A 17,094-nucleotide genomic window follows, 5' to 3' on the forward strand; every position below is an offset into this window, starting at 1 on the left:
CTGGACCGGCCAATCGCCGGCAAGCCGGCTCCCACAGAAGAGCGCAATACTCAAGGACTGTGGGATCCCTGTGGGAGCCTGCTCCCACAGAAGCGTACAACACTCAAGGACTGTGGGATCCCTGTGGGAGCCGGCTTGCCGGCGATGAGGCCCTGCAGGCTAACGCTTGGCGATGATGTACACCGCATGCACGATGCCCGGAATGTACCCCAGCAAGGTCAGCAGGATGTTCAGCCAGAACGCCCCGCCGAACCCCACCTGCAGGAACACGCCCAGCGGCGGGAGGATGATGGCGATGATGATGCGTACGAAGTCCATGCGAGTCTCTCCTCAAAGGGTCTAAACAGAGACTAGCCGCGCCAGACAGAGGTTCCACAGGCAAAAAAAAACGCCCCTGGCCAAATGAAACAGGCCAAGGGCGATGCGCAGAAACGCCAGACGGTTCGTTGAATTCGTGTTACGCCGATACTTCGCGGCGGGCATGCTGTTGCGCATGCAGGCGGGCAAAGGCCCGGGCCAGGCGCAGCAGCATCTCTTCGATGTTGCCCTTGCTCACGGTCAGTGCCGGCGAAAAGCGCACCACATCCGCTTGCGGCGCATTGAGCAGCAGGCCTTCGTGCAAGGCCGCCTGAACCAGGTCATGGGCCAGGTTTTCCTGCAACTGCAGGGCCCAGAGCAGGCCCTGGCCGCGCACCTCGCCCTGTCCATAGCGACCGGCCAGGCGGCTCAGGCCATCGCGCAGGTGGCGGCCACTGTCCTGCACATGCTCGAAGAAGCCCGGCTCCAGCACGGTGTCGAGCACCGCCAGGCCAGCTGCGCTCATCAGCGCATTGCCGTGGTGGCTGCCCTCCAGCTCGCCGGGCTCGGCACAGCAGGCACTGCCACGGGCCAGCAGGGCGGCCAGCGGCACGCCGCCACCCAAGCCCTTGCCCAAGGTGATGATGTCGGCGCGCACACCATAGGTTTCCTCGGCCAGCAACGCGCCACAGCGGCCGATGCCGGTCTGGACCTCGTCGAGGATCAGCAGGATGCCCAGCTCGCGGCACAACGTTTCGACACCCTGCAGGTACGCCTTGGTCGCCGGGATGACACCTGCCTCACCCTGAATCGGTTCGAGCATGATCGCCACCGTGCGCGAATCGACTTGCGCATGCAGCGCCGCCAGGTCGTTGAAGGGCACCTTGCTGAAACCGGGCAGGCCAGGTTCGCAACGGTTGCACGGCAGCGGGTCGGATGCCGAAAGCGCGCCCAGGCTGCGGCCGTGGCAGCCCTGGCTGGCGGTGATGATGTGATAGGCCCCGTTGCGGTGCCGCTGGCCCCACTTGCGCGCCAGCTTGATCGCCCCTTCACAGGCTTCGGCGCCGCTGTTGAGCAGGTATGCCTGGTCGCTGCCGGTGCTCTCGCACAAGCGATCGACCAAAGCCAGCAGGCCGCGGTTGTGGTAACCGGCGCCCGGGTTGATCAACGCCTGGGCCTGATTGCCCAGCGCCTTGACCAGCACGCTGGGGCTATGGCCAAGGCTGTTGACCGCACAACCCTGGGTGAAATCCAGGTAGGCGCGCCCTTCGTTATCCCACAACCACGAACCCTGGCCACGCACGAATACGTGCTCGGCACGCGCGCTGCCCGGCATCAGGCGCTCGCGAGACGGTGCCGGGGCGTCTGCTTCGATCACCGGCGCACGCACAGGCTCGGCAACCGCGGCAGGGGCCGAGCGGCGCAGGTTGAACAGGTTCATCGGGGCTCCAACCAATCACGGTAAAGGGCGGCCAGGGTCCGGTCTTGCTGCCGGCACTTGATAATTTTGCCTTGCCTATCAAAAGTGTTTTTCCAACGGGGTAACAATCCAGCAAATGCTCGCTGTAACCCGTTGCAATGCCGCGATAGACTAGGCTTCGGCAGCGCTTGCGGCCATTCCGTTTTTCCAGCTTTTTCGATAAGTGTTAGTTATGGATTTTCGCCAACTGCGTTATTTCGTCGCGGTGTATGAAGAAGGCCATGTCGGCCGCGCTGCCGAACGCCTGTCACTGTCTCAGCCGGCACTCTCGCAACAGATTCGCCAGCTTGAACACAGCCTCGACCTGAGCCTGTTCGAACGCAGCAACAAACGCCTGCTGCCCACCCTGGCGGCGCACACCTTGTACAACCATGCCCTGCCCTTGCTCGACGGGCTGCAACGGGCACACGAGGCGATGCGCAACTTCAAGGGACAGTCACTGCGCACGCTGGCTATCGGCGTGCTGCAAACGGTGCGGCCGAGCCTGGTGCCGCAGTTGCTGGAGCGGGTGCGCAAGGCTCAGCCGCACCTTGTGGTGCAGATCTATGAACTGTCGGGGCTGGAGATCGAACGGCGCCTGCTCAATGGCAGCCTGGACATCGGCATCAGCTACCTGCCTCCGCGCCAGCCCGGCCTGCACGGCATGCTGCTGTACGAGGACGAGCTGCAGCTGGTCATCCCGGATACCCATGCGCTGAAGGACTTCAAGAAGGTATCCATCCGTCAGGCCGCTGAGTTGCCCATGCTGATGCTGGGCGAGGAATTCCAGATCCGCCAGATCTGGAAGGAGCTGCTGGCCAGCCAGGGCCGCCGGCCTCAGGTCCAGGCAGAAATGAACAATATGGCGGGGATTCTCGACAGCCTGGCCCATACCGCGCTGGCCACGATCCTGCCCGGGCGGGCCAAGGATGCCGCCGAAGATGACCAAGGGCTGCTGTGGAAGCCGCTGAGCGAACCGCGCGTTCCGCTCAAGGTTGGCCTGGTGTTCCGTGACGCCCAGCGTCAGCAGGCTTCGGTGGAGTTGCTGCGCAATCTGCTGGAGGAGGAAGCCGATGCAAGGCCGCTGGGCACCTCGCCGCTGGATGTGCTCGGCTAAAACACGCGCACAAAGAAAACCCCGCCTAAGCGGGGTTTTCCAGACTGTTTCCCTGTGACATCCCTATCGCCCCGCCACCCTGGCAGGAAATCCTTCGTTGTCCCTGTTCTGTCCTTTGCGCTTCCTGCGCAACGTCCATGTAAGAAAGAGTAACCGTGGATCCAATCTGCGGCCAGTGGCGAAAAGTCACCACGTCATGTAGGAAAAAGCTTACATGGGGCCTGCAGCAATCAGAATTGCTCGGCGTCCAGCAGGTACAGCGACTCGCTCCCCGCCTTCACCGACGCCACCAGCGAGGTCACGCGCGGCAACAAGCGGGCGAAATAGAACCGCGCAGTGCCCAGCTTGGCCGAGTAGAACGCTTCATCGCCCTCGCCCGCCTTGGCTGCCCGTGCCATCAATGCCCACATGTAGGCATAGGCGACATAACCGAAGGCATTCAGATAGTCGACCGAAGCAGCGCCGATTTCATTCGGGTTGCCCTTGGCCTGCTCCAGCACCCATTCGGTCAGCCCGTCGAGCTGGTCCAGGTAGGCCGCCAGCGGTTTGGCAAACTCGTCCAGCTCGCTGCCGGCAGTGGCAATGAACTGGCGGATTTCACCCGAGAACAGCCGGTAGTACGCACCACCGCTGGCCACCACCTTGCGCCCCATCAGGTCCAGGGCCTGGATACCGTTGGTGCCTTCGTAGATCTGGGTGATGCGCACGTCGCGCACCAACTGCTCCTGGCCCCACTCGCGAATGTAGCCGTGGCCGCCGAATACCTGTTGGCCATGCACCGTGCACTCCAGCCCCAGGTCGGTGAGGAACGCCTTGGCCACCGGCGTCAGCAGCGCTACCAACTCTTCGCTGCGTTTGCGCGTGGTCGGGTCTTCGCTGTACTTGGCACTGTCCAGCTGCATCGCGACGTAGGTGGAGAAGGCGCGGCCACCCTCGATCTGGGCTTTCATGGTGAGCAGCATGCGGCGCACGTCCGGATGCACGATGATCGGGTCGGCGACCTTGTCCTTGGCCTGGGGGCCAACAGGGGCGCGGCTCTGCAAGCGATCGCGGGCGTATTCCACGGCGTTCTGGTAGGAACGTTCCGCCGTGGCCAGGCCCTGGATGCCAACACCCAGACGCTCGTAGTTCATCATGGTGAACATCGCGGCCAGGCCCTTGTTCGGCTCGCCGACGATGTAGCCCACGGCCTCATCGAAGTTCATCACACAGGTGGCCGACGCCTGGATACCCATCTTGTGCTCGATCGAGCCGCAATTGGCCGGGTTGCGCGCGCCGAGGCTGCCGTCTTCATTGACCAGGAACTTCGGCACCAGGAACAGCGAAATGCCCTTGGGACCTGCCGGTGCGTCCGGCAGCTTGGCCAGCACCAGGTGGATGATGTTCTCGGTCAGGTCGTGCTCGCCGCCGGTGATGAAGATCTTGGTGCCGCTGACCTTGTAGCTGCCATCGGCCTGGGGCTCGGCCTTGGTGCGGATGATGCCCAGGTCGGTACCGGCATGGGGCTCGGTCAGGCACATGGAACCGGCCCACACGCCGGCATACATGTTCGGCAGGTACTTTTCCTTGAGCGCCTCGCTGGCGTGAGCGTTGATCGACAGACAGGCACCCGCGGTCAGCATCGGGTACAGGCCGAAGGCCAGGCTCGACGCATTGACCATTTCCTCGACCTGCGCGGAGATGGCCTTGGGCATGCCCATGCCGCCGAACAGCGGGTCACCGCCCACACCTACCCAACCGCCTTCGGCGTAGGTCTTGTAGGCCTCGATGAAACCAGCGGGCGTGCGCACGGCGCCATTGTCCCAGTGGCAGCCTTCTTCGTCGCCGGCGCGGCTGAGCGGAGCAATGCTTTTGCTGGTGACCTTGCCGGCCTCTTCCAGCACGGCCATGGCGGTGTCGGCATCGACCGCCTCGGCCAGCTCGGGCAGTTGTGCCCACTGCTCGGCCACGTTGAAGACTTCATTCAGAACGAAGCGCATGTCGCGCAATGGTGCTTTGTAGTCCGCCATGACAACCTCTCGCTAGTCGGGGTCGGGGGCGGTCCGAAGGGACCGCGGCTCGGGGTTGAAATCAAGTGTAACCGAACAACTTTTTGGAGACATAGGGTCATCAATCGACCAATAAGTCAAATTCGGTCACGCAGTTCGTACCGCCCCACGCTGCGATTGTTGCCCATGAACCATGACGCAATTACGCCCGGCACCCTTGGCACTGTAGAGGGCCTGGTCGGCGGACTTGAGCACTTCCTCCGGGTTTCGGTGGTCGACCTGACGCTCCGCCACGCCAATGCTGATGGTCACCGACACTGTTCCACCGCCGCTGCCGGCGCGGCGTTGACGCCCCGCTGAGTCGTCTTGCGGGCGGTTGTTCTGGTCGCGCAACTGCATGGCATAGTTGGCGATCATCTCGCGCACCGCTTCCACATGCGGCACGCATTCCTCTGCGGTCTTGCCCGCGAATACCAGGGCGAACTCCTCGCCGCCATAGCGATAGGCACGGCCGCCTCCGGTAATTTTCGACAAGCGGCTGGCGACCAGGCGCAGCACCTGGTCGCCCACGTCGTGGCCGTGGGTGTCGTTGAATTTCTTGAAGTGGTCGACGTCGGTCATGGCGATCACATAATTGCGCCCCAGACGTTGCATGCGCTCATTCAAGGCGCGGCGCCCCGGCAGCCCGGTCAGCTCGTCACGGAAGGCCATCTGGTAGGCCTCGTGGGATACCGCGGCGGCGATCATCAGCATCACCTGGCTGCACATGATGTTCAGGGTGAACGGCAGGATGAATGTCTTGGGCAGCATCCAGAAAATACCCACCAGGCCGATCAGCTGGGCGGCGTGCAAGGGCCTCGGCTCGCGCAGGTACTGCACCACGAGCAGGATGAAGACACCGATGAACAGCGGATAGACCATCTGGATCAAGCTCATCCACTGGCCATGCAGCGATGGCCAGCGGATCTCCGCCAACCAGGCCAGCAAGGCGTCGGGGAAACTCTGCTCCAACGCCACCGCGACGCTGCCAACGGCGAACAGCACGGCGAACCGGGCAAGCAGGTCCTGGGCAAGGTGGGTTCGCTCCTGCCAGGCACCGAACAGACCGAACAAGGCCGGTAACAGCAGGCAGACGAGGTGGAAGATCACCGCCGCGTCTTCACGCACCCGACCATTGTCGCGGTAATAATCGGTCTGGGTATCGAGCAAGAAATAAGCGATGTACACCGTGACCATCAGAAACAGTTCGCGCTGGCGACGGTATACGGCGCAATAAGCACCACCCAGCAATAGCACCAACGTGGGCAGCACGTTGAACAGTGAAGTGAAGAAGACGTTGAGGTCTCTTACGTAAGCCGCCGCAAGCCCTGCCAGCAACAGAAACAACGAAGGCAGAAAGTGGCTGGCGCGTACAGCGTTTGGACGAAACAAGGGTAATCTCCAACCCGGCAGATCAATAATGGCATTGTGCCTCCACTTCATCGGCAGCGCACATGAATAGATGAGGACAAAGGTGATTAACGGCAGCAGGGGTGGAGGGCTTGAGCTTTTCTTGTAACCGGACCTCGGGGCTCGCGCTGCGGCCCAAAGCATGAAAACCCGCCTACCACTGTGGGTAGGCGGGTTTTCATCACACGCCAGTGATGCAATGTGTTGTTACAAGTCGTTGTTGAATGGCAGCAGTGGTCCCTGCAGAGCGGAGCGACCTTCGGCCCCCACGGCATTGAGTTGGAAAATGGCGTCCTGCGCTGGCCGAGAGGGGGACGTCGAACCTTGCGCGACGGAGTTCTCATCGCCCTTCTCACCCTGTGGCAGCATCAGTGAGGGGTGATCGAACGGTGCCCGTTCCCACGCGACTCGCGGATCAAGCAAGCCGACCTCCATGAACTTGACCAGTGCATCCACTTCATCCGGGGTCAGGTTCAGCGGGGTCATGTCCGGGTCAAGGTTGGAGCCGTTGTGCTGATTGACGGCCGGATGTTCGAAACCGCTGGTGTTGCTGGCGTCTTCGCCACGGCGGTCGCCGCCGCGGTTGTAGAACTCCATGACCTGTTGCAGCGTTGCCCGGCTGCCATTGTGGAAATACGGCCCGGTCAACGCAATGTTACGCAGCGTCGGGGTCTTGAAGGCGCCATCGACCGAGTCGCGGAAACCGACACTGGGCTTGAGTGTCGCGTCGCAAGGGAGCGCTGCGCTCAGCGGCGCCTCGAACGTACAGACATCGACATCCAGCGGGTCCGGGATATTCCCGCCTTGCAGCAGGGTGTTGTATTGACGGGTGAACGACAATGGATTGCCCCAGGCGTCCGAAGCGCCCAGCGCCAGGTCTTCCGAGGTCGGGCGCACACCGGTGTTGTAGAAACCGTTGTCGTAGAGCGTGGTCAGGCCGTCCGCCATGACCATGCGCTCGATGCGCTCACGAGGCTCGAACAGCAGCCGGCTGCCCGCGTTGGTCAACTCCGCGCCACCATGGCAGGCCACACACTTGCCTTTGCCCAGGAACAGGTCCATGCCTTTCACCTGCTGAGCGTTCATGGCGCTGAGGTTGCCCTGCAAATAGGCATCCAGAGGCGCCTGGTCGGAGATCAACGTGGCCTCGTACATCTGAATCGCCAGCCCGAAGAACAGCGAGAAGTTCGCTTCCATCTGGCTGTAGGGCTGGCCGCCCAGCGATACCTGTTGCGTGGCATTCCACAGGCGTGGCTGGAATGCGTTCTTGATCAGCTCGCGATAGGTCGGCCGGCGGGCACTGGAGACGGGCCCGAGCACCGAATCGGTGGGCGAGATTTTTTGCCCCCTGAGCATCATGGTGTCGAGCATGCGCCGACCGATATCAGCGAAGGTACGCCCGCCACAGGACATTTCCACCGCGCTGCCGGGAGGCCCCACGGCTTGCGAGGCTGCCGAGGCATCCTTGAGGGCCAGTCGCGCCTTGACTGCCACGCCACTGCGATCATTGGTCACGAAGATTGCGGCGTCCGGGTCGCGATTACCGAACGGCGAGAAGCCGTTGAACACGTTATTGGCCCGCCCATCCCAGAAGTTGCGGACGTTGAAGGCCGCATTGATGACCGATGGCGCATTGCGCCCGGTGCTGCGCCGCACGTTGATACCGCCCACCTGGAAAATCCCGTCAGGTTGCCGTGTGCACTGGTCGAAGCGCGATTGCCGGGGTTTGACGAAGTTGGCCTCGATCACGCCTTGTGAGCCGATGACGTCATCCGAGGAATAGACAATCATCGAGTTGCGATCCAGAGGATTGGCCAGCACGTGGGTCGGGAAGTCCCCTTTTTTCAAGGTGTAGTTCGGGCCGCCCTTGCCACCGGAGCGGGTGGTGTAGCTGGGCACGTCGCCAGGAATATCGGCGGCCGTGAACGGCTTGTTGAAGATCGATGCAACGTTCGCATTGGTATTGGCCTGGCTGGGGTTGATCTGGTTGGTGATCCGGTGATCGACACCCGCGTGGTAGTGGCAGGAAGCGCAGGCGGTGGTGCCGTCGCTGCCGATCGCCATGTCCCAGAACAAGGCCTTGCCCAACGTGATTGCTGCCACACGATTGGTCACGTAGTCGGACATCAGGTCGACCTTTCGGCCATCCTCGGTACCTGATGGATCCGGCGGGATCATGCCGCGCAGTGAGTTCAGACTGGGGACTTCCGGCGCTGGCGCCGCGGTCTCGGCCGGGTCCGCGGCCCGGACGCTCATGAACGGCAAGCCGACAGCGGCGAGGGTCATCGCTATCGCGCAGGCCAGGCGGGGGATTCGCAACGTTCTCAGATATTCAGCCATGATGAACTTCCCGATTCAGCACGGAGTAGCCAGCTCCGTTTTTTGCCTGTGTCGAGATGAACTCATCTGCTATCCATCTTGCAGCTTGCAGCTTCACCCACTGCAACTGAACGTTGTTTGGGCAGCGCAAGGCCTCGCTGGCAAGGTAATCTCTTGGCTCAGGTTATTTTCAAAACCGATCGCTCACGCACGCAGTGCGCTTAATGCCAACATAGCTGTAACAAAGTATTTCAGCTGAAAAAATTCAGTATTTTTTATACCGACTCATTCACAGGATCATGTCAATAAATTCTGACAACCCCGCTTCCTCAATTCCGGTGTTAGTTCCCCACCACTATTGGGTGCCATTCCCCGAAACCCCTGTAGCCAGCGCTCACCGAGGGAGAGCGAGCGCCGAAAAAGAAGCTTCAGGAATTTGGCAATGTAATTGCTAACTCATACTGATCGGCAATCAATAGTTGGAGCCAGCCCGAACCCTGACTCAGATGTAATTCAAAAAACATGAATAACTGCACGTGCGCGCAAGTTGTACTGCGTCAGCATTGGCTATTGGATTCCCCCACGCCATTTTGAAATCACAAAAAAAAACGCCGCTCACTAGGAGCGGCGTTTTTTGAGTACTTCACTCAGGCTTAATAACCCAGCGAGAAGTCTTCTTCCTTCATGTCCATCAGGTTATTGGCACCCGACAGCATGGTTGCCACATGCGTACGGGTACGTGGCAGGATGCGCTGGAAGTAGAAGCGCGCAGTCTGCAGCTTGGCGGTGTAGAACGCCTCCTCGCTGGTGCCGGCGGCCAGTTTCTCGGCAGCCAGGCGGGCGATGTCGGCCCAGAAGTAGGCCAGGCAGGCATAACCGGAATACATCAGGTAGTCCACCGAAGCGGCGCCCACTTCTTCGCGGTCTTTCATCGCCGCCATGCCGACCTTCATGGTCAACTCGCCCCACTCCTTGTTCAGCGCGGCCAGTGGTTCGACGAACTCCTTGAGTGCATCGACGCCTTCCTGGGCCTGGCAGAACTTGTGCACGATCTTGGTGAAGCCCTTGAGCGCTTCGCCCTGGGTCATCAGCACTTTACGGCCGAGCAGGTCGAGTGCCTGGATACCCGTGGTGCCCTCGTACAGCATGGAGATACGGCTGTCGCGCACGTTCTGCTCCATGCCCCACTCGGCGATAAAGCCGTGGCCACCGTAGATCTGCACGCCATGGTTGGCAGCCTCGAAACCGACTTCGGTCATGAAGGCCTTGGCGATCGGGGTCAGGAAGGCCAGCAGGGCGTCGGCCTTCTTGCGCTCTTCCTCGTCCTGGCTGTACTTGACGATGTCCACCTGCTTGGCGGTGAAGTACACCATCGCGCGGTTGCCCTCGGCGAAGGCCTTCATGGTCAGCAGCATGCGACGCACGTCCGGGTGGACGATGATCGGGTCGGCGGCCTTGTCTGGCGCTTTCGGGCCGGTCAGGGAACGCATCTGCAGGCGGTCACGGGCGTATTTCAAGCCACCCTGGAAGGCCACCTCGGCGTGTGCCAGGCCCTGCAGTGCGGTGCCCAGGCGCGCGGTGTTCATGAAGGTGAACATGCAGTTCAGGCCCTTGTTGGCCGGGCCGATCAGGTAGCCGGTGGCGCTGTCGAAGTTCATCACGCAGGTGGCGTTGCCGTGGATGCCCATCTTGTGCTCGAGGGAGCCACAGCTCACGCCGTTGCGCTCACCCACGCCGCCTTCGGCGTTGGGCAGGAACTTCGGCACGATGAACAGCGAGATGCCCTTGGTGCCAGCAGGTGCATCGGGCAGGCGGGCCAGGACGATATGGACGATGTTATCGGCCATGTCGTGCTCACCTGCGGAGATGAAGATCTTGGTGCCGGACACTTTGTACGAACCATCGGCTTGCGGCTCGGCCTTGGTGCGCAGCATGCCCAGGTCGGTGCCGCAGTGTGGTTCGGTCAGGCACATGGTGCCGGTCCACTCGCCGCTGACCAGCTTGGTCAGGTAAGTGTGCTGCTGCTCTTCGGTGCCGTGGGCCGAGATGGTGTTCATCGCGCCATGGGACAGGCCCGGGTACATGCCCCACGACCAGTTGGCGCCGCCGACCATTTCGCTCAGGGCCAGGCCCAGCGACTCTGGCAGGCCTTGGCCGCCGTGGGCGACGTCGTGCGCCAGGCTCGGCCAGCCACCTTCGACGAACTGCTCGTAGGCTTGCTTGAAGCCGGTCGGCGTTTTCACGCCCGATTCGCTCCAGGTGCAACCTTCCAGGTCGCCGACACGGTTCAGCGGGGCCAGCACCTGCTCACAGAACTTCGCGCCTTCTTCGAGGATCGCGTCGACCATGTCGGGCGTGGCGTCCTGGCAACCCGGCAGGCTCTGATAGTGCGCCTCGTAGCCGAGCAGCTCGTCGCGGACGAAACGAATATCACGCAAGGGGGCTTTGTAATCAGGCATTGCGATGAACCTCTGTGATGAGTTCGGTAGGGAGACCGCTGATACCGACCAGCTCTTGGTGGCTTTCGGTCAAACAGTTGTTTGAAACTAACGTTTAGTACGACTGGAGTCAAGGAGGGGCAGTGGTGTCATTAACGCCACGAAAAATGGCATTCACGCCATTTCAGAAAAACAGGTGCGCAAAATGACTGTGGGAGCGGGCTTGCCCCGCGAATGCGCCGGTCCAGACAGCATGAAGTTGTCTGGACTGGCGCATTCGCGGGCAAGCCTGCTCCCACAAAGGATGTCCGCAGTGCTTTCGAAATCAGGCGTAGGTGTCGATGAAGCGACCGAGCATTTCGTCGGACGCCTTGGCGACCTTCGTGCCGAGTTCGGCTTCGGTCTTGCCCAAGGCCAGCTGCACGGTGCTGGTGGCCAGGTCCATCTGCTGGCTGCGATCGACGGCTCGCAGGCGTTCGGCCTGAAAGTCGCTGGACTGGCTGGTGGCGGCTCGCTCGACGGTGGTGCTGGCGATCTGGCCGGCGGCCTGGTCGATTCGGTTCTGGCCCGTGTGGATGGCGCTGAGGCCGGCGTAGTAGGCGGAGTTGCCGGTGATTTCCATGTCAGTACTCCAGTAACGCTGGATTGAAACAGACTGAATTAAAGCAGGCCAAGGCCAAAAAGGCCCGTTTAAATCCCTAATGGCCTAGTGCTAGCTGATAGACCAGGGTGATGCCTGCTAATCCAGCAAGTCCAGCTGCAGGTGCTCCGCCACCGCATCCGCCGTGGCCACCTTGAGCCTGGGCACACGCCCAAGGCAGGGTGCCGGCAGGCGTTCCGCCAGGCTGGCAAGGTTCTCTTCGAGTCTTGAAGTACGCGGCTCGATGATGTTCGCCACCCAGCCCGCCAGTTGCAGCCCATCGCGCGCGATCGCTTCGGCACTGAGCAAGGCATGGTTGATACAGCCCAGGCGCACGCCCACGACCAGGATCACCGGCAGCTTCAGGGCAATCGCCAGGTCGGAGAGGTTGGCGTGATTGGACAAGGGCACCCGCCAGCCCCCCGCGCCTTCGACCAGGGTGAAATCCGCCCCTTGGTCCAGTACATAGCGCATGGCGTTCAGCAGGGCCGGCACTTCCAGCACCACACCGGCCTCGCGCGCGGCCACGTGTGGCGCAATGCCGGGTTCGAAGGCAAATGGGTTGACCGCCTCATACTCAAGCTTCAGCGTGCTTTCGTCGATCAAGGCCTGGGCATCGGCATTGCGCAGGCCTTTGGCGGTGACCGTGCAGCCGGAGGCCACAGGCTTGGCCCCCAGGGTGCTCAGGCCCTGCAGCCGTGCCGCATGCAGCAGCCCTGCCGCGATGGTGGTCTTGCCAACATCCGTGTCGGTCCCTGCGATGAAATAGGCTTGGCTCATGTCACTCCTCTCATGCCCGTGGCTTGCGCATCACACCATAGACCACCTGATAGGTGGCTGGCAGCCCTTGGGGCTTACGAAACGCCTCGTATGCCTGAAGCAAACCTTGCATGCGGGCGCGCCCGGTCAGCCCGGAAGGCCGCCCTGGGTTGAGATTGTGGGCGCCCAGCGCCTTGAGTTCATGGGTAAGGCTGCGCACATCCGGGTAATGCAGCACATGCGCCCGTCGCTGCAGGCCGACCTGCTCGAAACCACTGGCCGCGCACAGGCGCTGATAGTCCTCGAACTGGCGGAAGCGGTTCACGTGCACCATGCCATCCACCGCCTGCCAACTGGCGCGCAGCTCTTCGAGCGTGCCGACACACAGGCTGCTGAAGGCCAGCACGCCACCGGGTCGCAACACCCGTTGCGCCTCGCTCAATACGCTGGCGAACTGGCCGCACCACTGCACCGCCAGGCTGGAAAACACCAGGTCGACACTGGCATCGCGCAGCGGCAAGCGTTCGGCATCGCCGGCCACGTGATAGGCAGCGCCAGCCTGTTCGCCGCGGGCATGGCGCAGCATGCCTTCGGCGATATCCACCGCCACTCCGCTGGCAGACGCGAAGCGCTCGGCCAGTACCCGGCTGAAGTGGCCGGTGCCACTGCCCAGGTCGAGCCAGCGCGAGGGCGCCAGGTCGCCCGGCAGTTGCTCCAGCAGACTCATGCCCACCGCGCGCTGCAGGGCCGCCACGCTGTCGTAGCTGGACGCCGCACGGGAAAACGAGGCGGCCACCTGGCGCTTGTCCGGCAACGCACCGGGCAGGGTTGGACGGGAAAGGTCAGTCATCGCCACTCTCATGCAGGAAACTCTTGATGCCCGCCGCCAGCTCCTGAGGATATTCCAGCAGGAAGGCGTGGGAACTGTCTTCGACCAGACCGACTTCAACGTCGGGCAGCAGCTCGCTCAGGGCCTTGGCCGCTTCGGCCGGCACCAGCGCATCGCTGCCGGCGAACAGGTGCAGCTGCGGGCCGCCGTAGGCCTGCAACGCTTCACGGGTATCCAGCTTGGCCAGTACCTCAAGCCCGGTAGCCAGGTACAGCGGATCGGTATCCGGCACACCGACGCCCAGCTGGCGCAACAGCGTGCGCGGTTGTTGCGCGCCGTCGCTGCACAAGCTGCGAAAACGCTTGAGGGTCACCGACGCATGACTGCGGCAACCATCCAGGAAGGTGCCGAAGGTATCTTCGGCCATGCCAGGCCAGCCCGGGCGCGCCACGAAACAGGGGTTGCTGGCCAGAGTCAGCAACCCGCAACAATGGTCGCCGCGCTTGCGCGCCAGCTCGCTGGCAAGCATGCCACCGAACGACCAGCCACCCAGCCAGGTATCGGAAGGCAGTTTGCGGTCAAGGTGGTCTACCCAGGCTTGCACATCGGCGTCGGCCAGCTCCGGCAGCGGCATCAGCTCGACCTGCAGGCGCGCATCCTGCGCCCGCAGGCTGGCGGCCAGCGGCTCCAGTGCGGCGGTGCCCAGCCCCCAGCCAGGCAGAAGGATCATTCGGTTACGCATCGGCGGCCTCCAGCTGTGGATAACACTCGGCCAATGCATTCAACAATAGCTGTACCTGCGCCTCGCTGTGCGCAGCGCTCAGGGTCACGCGCAGGCGTGCGCTGCCGACAGGTACGGTGGGGGGGCGGATCGCGGTCACCAGAAGGCCGCGCTCGCGCAGCATTCGCGACAGCCGCAGGGCCTGTGCACTGTCGCCAATCAGGATCGGCTGGATCGGCGTCGGGCTGTCCAGCAGTTGCAGTCCGATCTGCTCGGCGCCTTCGCGGAACTGCTGAATCAACGCAGCCAGGTGCTCACGCCGCCAGGTTTCGCGGCGCAGCAGCTCCAGGCTCTTGAGCGTTGCGCAGGCCAGTGCGGGCGGCTGACTGGTGGTGTAGATGTAGGGCCGGGCGAATTGCACCAGCGCCTCGATCAACGCTTCGCTGCCGGCGACGAAGGCACCTGAGGTGCCGCACGCCTTGCCCAAGGTGCCGATCAGCACCGGCACGTCATCGATGCCCAGGCCGTAGTGTTCGACGATACCGCCACCCTGAGCGCCCAAGGTGCCCACACCGTGAGCGTCGTCGACCATCAGCCAGGCACCCCGCGACCGCGCGACCTTGGCCAGTGCCGGCAGGTCAGCGAGGTCGCCGTCCATGCTGAACACCCCGTCGGTCACCACCAGTGTGTTGCCGACAGCTTTGTCCAGACGGCTGGCCAGGCTGGCCGCATCGTTGTGCAGGTAACGGCTGAAGCGCGCACCGCTGAGCAGGCCACCATCGAGCAAGGACGCGTGGTTCAGGCGGTCCTGCAGCACGGTGTCGCCCTGCCCCACCAAGGCGGTGATGGCACCGAGGTTGGCCATGTAGCCGGTGGAAAAAAGCAGGGCGCGCGGGCGGCCGGTCAATTCGGCCAGCGCCTCTTCGACAGCATGGTGTGGCGTGCTGTGGCCGATCACCAGATGCGAGGCCCCACCACCGACACCCCAGCGCTCGGCGCCGGCCTGCCAGGCGGCAATGACCTCGGGATGGTTGGCAAGGCCCAGGTAGTCATTGCTGCAGAAGGCCAGCAACGGCTGGCCGTCGACCACCACTTGCGGCCCCTGCGGGGTTTCCAGCAACGGCCGCTGCCGATACAGGTCTGCGGCGCGCCGTTCGGCCAGGCGCGCCGCCAGATCGAAGGCCATCTCAGGCAGACGCAGCGTCGTAGAACAGCTCGCTGCTGCGTTGCTCGACCAGCGCCTGCTCGATGGCGGCCTGGTGCACTTCGTCGGCATGTTCTTCGCGCGCTTCGGGCTTGATGCCCAGGCGAGCGAACAACTGCATGTCCTTGTCGGCCTGCGGGTTGGCGGTGGTCAGCAGTTTTTCGCCATAGAAGATCGAGTTGGCACCGGCCATGAAGGCCAGGGCCTGCATCTGCTCGTTCATCTGCTCGCGGCCGGCGGACAGCCGAACGTGGGACTTGGGCATGAGGATGCGCGCCACTGCCAGCATGCGGATGAAATCGAACGGGTCGACATCTTCTTCCTCGGCCAACGGCGTGCCGGCTACCTTCACCAGCATGTTGATCGGTACCGATTCCGGGTGCTCGGGAAGGTTGGCCAGCTGGATCAGCAGGCCGGCGCGGTCATCGAGCGATTCGCCCATGCCCAGGATGCCGCCGGAGCAGATCTTCATCCCGGCATCACGGACGTAGGCCAGGGTCTGCAGGCGTTCGCTGTAGGTACGGGTGGTGATGATGCTGCCGTAGAACTCCGGCGAGGTATCGAGGTTGTGGTTGTAGTAGTCCAGGCCGGCCTGGGCCAGGGCCGCGGTCTGCTCCTGATCGAGCTTGCCGAGGGTCATGCAGGTTTCCAGGCCCATGGCCTTCACCCCTTTGACCATCTCCAGCACGTAGGGCATGTCCTTGGCGGACGGGTGCTTCCAGGCGGCGCCCATGCAGAAGCGGGTCGAGCCGATGGCCTTGGCCCGTGCGGCTTCTTCCAGCACCTTCTGTACTTCCATCAGCTTCTGTTTTTCCAGCCCGGTGTTGTAGTGGCCGGACTGCGGACAATATTTGCAATCTTCAGGGCAGGCGCCGGTCTTGATCGACAGCAGCGTCGAAACCTGTACGCGGTTCGGGTCGAAGTGCGCGCGGTGCACAGTCTGCGCCTGGAACAGCAAGTCGTTGAACGGTTGCTGGAACAGTGCCTTGACCTCAGGCAGAGACCAGTCGTGACGTGTTGTTGCAGTTGTGCTGGCGCTCATCGGCGTTTCCTTGTTTAGGCTGTAGCTGGCGCCGAGGCACAAGTGCCCGCCAGCGCATCACGGATAGCTCGCATAGTCATTGAAGGCCTATGAACTGTCAACCATGGTTAAAGTCACTGGTTTACAAGTGTACGAATATTGATCATTCATGTTCTCTCTGCAACGAACCGGCCGAACAGCCCTACCCGCTTTGTGGCGCGTGCGAGCATGAGTTGCCCTGGCTGGATGAATACTGCCTGCGCTGCGCGCTGCCCTTGCCGATGGCCGGCCTCACCTGCGGCCAATGCAGCCGCCGCGCGCCCGCCTTCGATCAGGTCATCGCGCCCTGGCACTACGGGTTTCCGCTGGACACGCTGGTCAGCCGCTTCAAGCACGACAGCCAATGGCCGGTGGGCCGCCTGATGGCCGAACTGCTGAGCCTGAACCTGCGCCATCGTTTTCAGGAAGGCCTGTTGAAGCCCGCGTTGTTGTTGCCTGTACCGCTGGCCAGGCGTCGGCTGCGCGAGCGCGGCTTCAACCAGGCCGGCATGCTGGCGCGCTGGCTGTCGAAAGGCTTGGGCATCCGTTGCAATGAACGGTTGTTGCTGCGTACACGCGAGACACCTGCCCAGCAAAGCCTGGATGCCAGGGCGCGCCGGCGCAATCTGCGCCAGGCTTTCGCGCTGGCCCATGAGGTATCGCTCGCAGGCATGCACGTGGCCGTGGTCGATGACGTGCTGACCACCGGCGCCACCGCGCAGGCCATCGCCCAGCTGTTGCGCCGGGCCGGGGCAGGCCGGATCGATGTGTATTGCCTGGCACGCACGGCAAAACCGGGGCAAGCTTGACGGGT

The 17,094-nt window shown here is 62.8% G+C and carries 14 protein-coding genes; 2 read left to right on the forward strand and 12 right to left on the reverse strand.

All coding sequences use genetic code 11. From position 1 onward, the window contains the following. Positions 1-159: 159 nt before the first annotated feature. On the reverse strand, positions 160-318 hold the full coding sequence (locus PMI38_RS26640; RefSeq protein ID WP_008095322.1) for a YqaE/Pmp3 family membrane protein: 159 nt from the start codon (positions 316-318) through the stop codon (positions 160-162). A 139-nt stretch (positions 319-457) separates the two neighbouring features. Continuing rightward, the gene (locus PMI38_RS14630; protein WP_008095324.1) at positions 458-1,738 is read right to left on the reverse strand and encodes an aspartate aminotransferase family protein; all 1,281 of its coding nucleotides are present in this window, start codon (positions 1,736-1,738) and stop codon (positions 458-460) included. A gap of 211 nt (positions 1,739-1,949) precedes the next feature. On the opposite strand from PMI38_RS14630, the gene PMI38_RS14635 reads away from it, so the two are divergent. Then, positions 1,950-2,873, forward strand: coding sequence for a LysR family transcriptional regulator (locus PMI38_RS14635; protein ID WP_008095326.1), 924 nt, complete (start codon positions 1,950-1,952; stop codon positions 2,871-2,873). Positions 2,874-3,103: 230 nt separating this feature from the next. Here PMI38_RS14635 and PMI38_RS14640 read toward each other — a convergent pair whose 3' ends face one another. From PMI38_RS14640 to bioB, 10 genes are all read right to left on the reverse strand, one after another. After that, positions 3,104-4,882, reverse strand: a complete 1,779-nt coding sequence (locus PMI38_RS14640; protein ID WP_008095327.1) for an acyl-CoA dehydrogenase C-terminal domain-containing protein — start codon at positions 4,880-4,882, stop codon at positions 3,104-3,106. A gap of 126 nt (positions 4,883-5,008) precedes the next feature. Next, positions 5,009-6,292: a GGDEF domain-containing protein gene (locus PMI38_RS14645; RefSeq protein ID WP_043273697.1), complete on the reverse strand. Its 1,284-nt coding sequence runs from the start codon at positions 6,290-6,292 to the stop codon at positions 5,009-5,011. A gap of 225 nt (positions 6,293-6,517) precedes the next feature. Then, entirely contained in the window at positions 6,518-8,650 is a 2,133-nt protein-coding gene (locus PMI38_RS14650) for a cytochrome-c peroxidase (RefSeq protein WP_008095331.1), read from the reverse strand. Between the two features lie 632 nt (positions 8,651-9,282). Beyond that, positions 9,283-11,088, reverse strand: a complete 1,806-nt coding sequence (locus PMI38_RS14655) for a phenylacyl-CoA dehydrogenase (RefSeq protein ID WP_008095332.1) — start codon at positions 11,086-11,088, stop codon at positions 9,283-9,285. A gap of 304 nt (positions 11,089-11,392) precedes the next feature. Then, a complete protein-coding gene (locus PMI38_RS14660) occupies positions 11,393-11,689 on the reverse strand; it encodes a hypothetical protein (RefSeq protein ID WP_008095334.1) in 297 nt (98 codons plus the stop codon). 117 nt (positions 11,690-11,806) lie between these two features. Then, positions 11,807-12,487, reverse strand: a complete 681-nt coding sequence (gene bioD / locus PMI38_RS14665) for a dethiobiotin synthase (protein WP_008095337.1) — start codon at positions 12,485-12,487, stop codon at positions 11,807-11,809. A 10-nt stretch (positions 12,488-12,497) separates the two neighbouring features. Then, positions 12,498-13,316, reverse strand: a complete 819-nt coding sequence (gene bioC, locus PMI38_RS14670; protein ID WP_008095339.1) for a malonyl-ACP O-methyltransferase BioC — start codon at positions 13,314-13,316, stop codon at positions 12,498-12,500. Further along, positions 13,309-14,037, reverse strand: coding sequence for an alpha/beta fold hydrolase (locus PMI38_RS14675; RefSeq protein WP_008095341.1), 729 nt, complete (start codon positions 14,035-14,037; stop codon positions 13,309-13,311). Before PMI38_RS14675 ends, bioC begins: the two co-directional genes overlap by 8 nt. Further along, entirely contained in the window at positions 14,030-15,202 is a 1,173-nt protein-coding gene (gene bioF, locus PMI38_RS14680; RefSeq protein WP_008095343.1) for an 8-amino-7-oxononanoate synthase, read from the reverse strand. The genes PMI38_RS14675 and bioF overlap by 8 nt, the downstream gene beginning before the upstream one ends. Before the next feature lies 1 nt (position 15,203). Continuing rightward, positions 15,204-16,262 carry a biotin synthase BioB gene (gene bioB, locus PMI38_RS14685; RefSeq protein ID WP_008095345.1) on the reverse strand — a complete coding sequence of 353 codons (1,059 nt, stop codon included), beginning with the start codon at positions 16,260-16,262 and terminating at the stop codon, positions 15,204-15,206. 89 nt (positions 16,263-16,351) lie between these two features. Between bioB and PMI38_RS14690 the strand changes: the two genes are divergently transcribed. Then, positions 16,352-17,089 (forward strand): ComF family protein, encoded by a 738-nt coding sequence (locus PMI38_RS14690; protein WP_008095347.1) that lies wholly within the window; start codon positions 16,352-16,354, stop codon positions 17,087-17,089. Positions 17,090-17,094 lie beyond the last annotated feature (5 nt).

This window comes from Pseudomonas sp. GM84, from assembly GCF_000282535.1.
Classification (GTDB): domain Bacteria; phylum Pseudomonadota; class Gammaproteobacteria; order Pseudomonadales; family Pseudomonadaceae; genus Aquipseudomonas.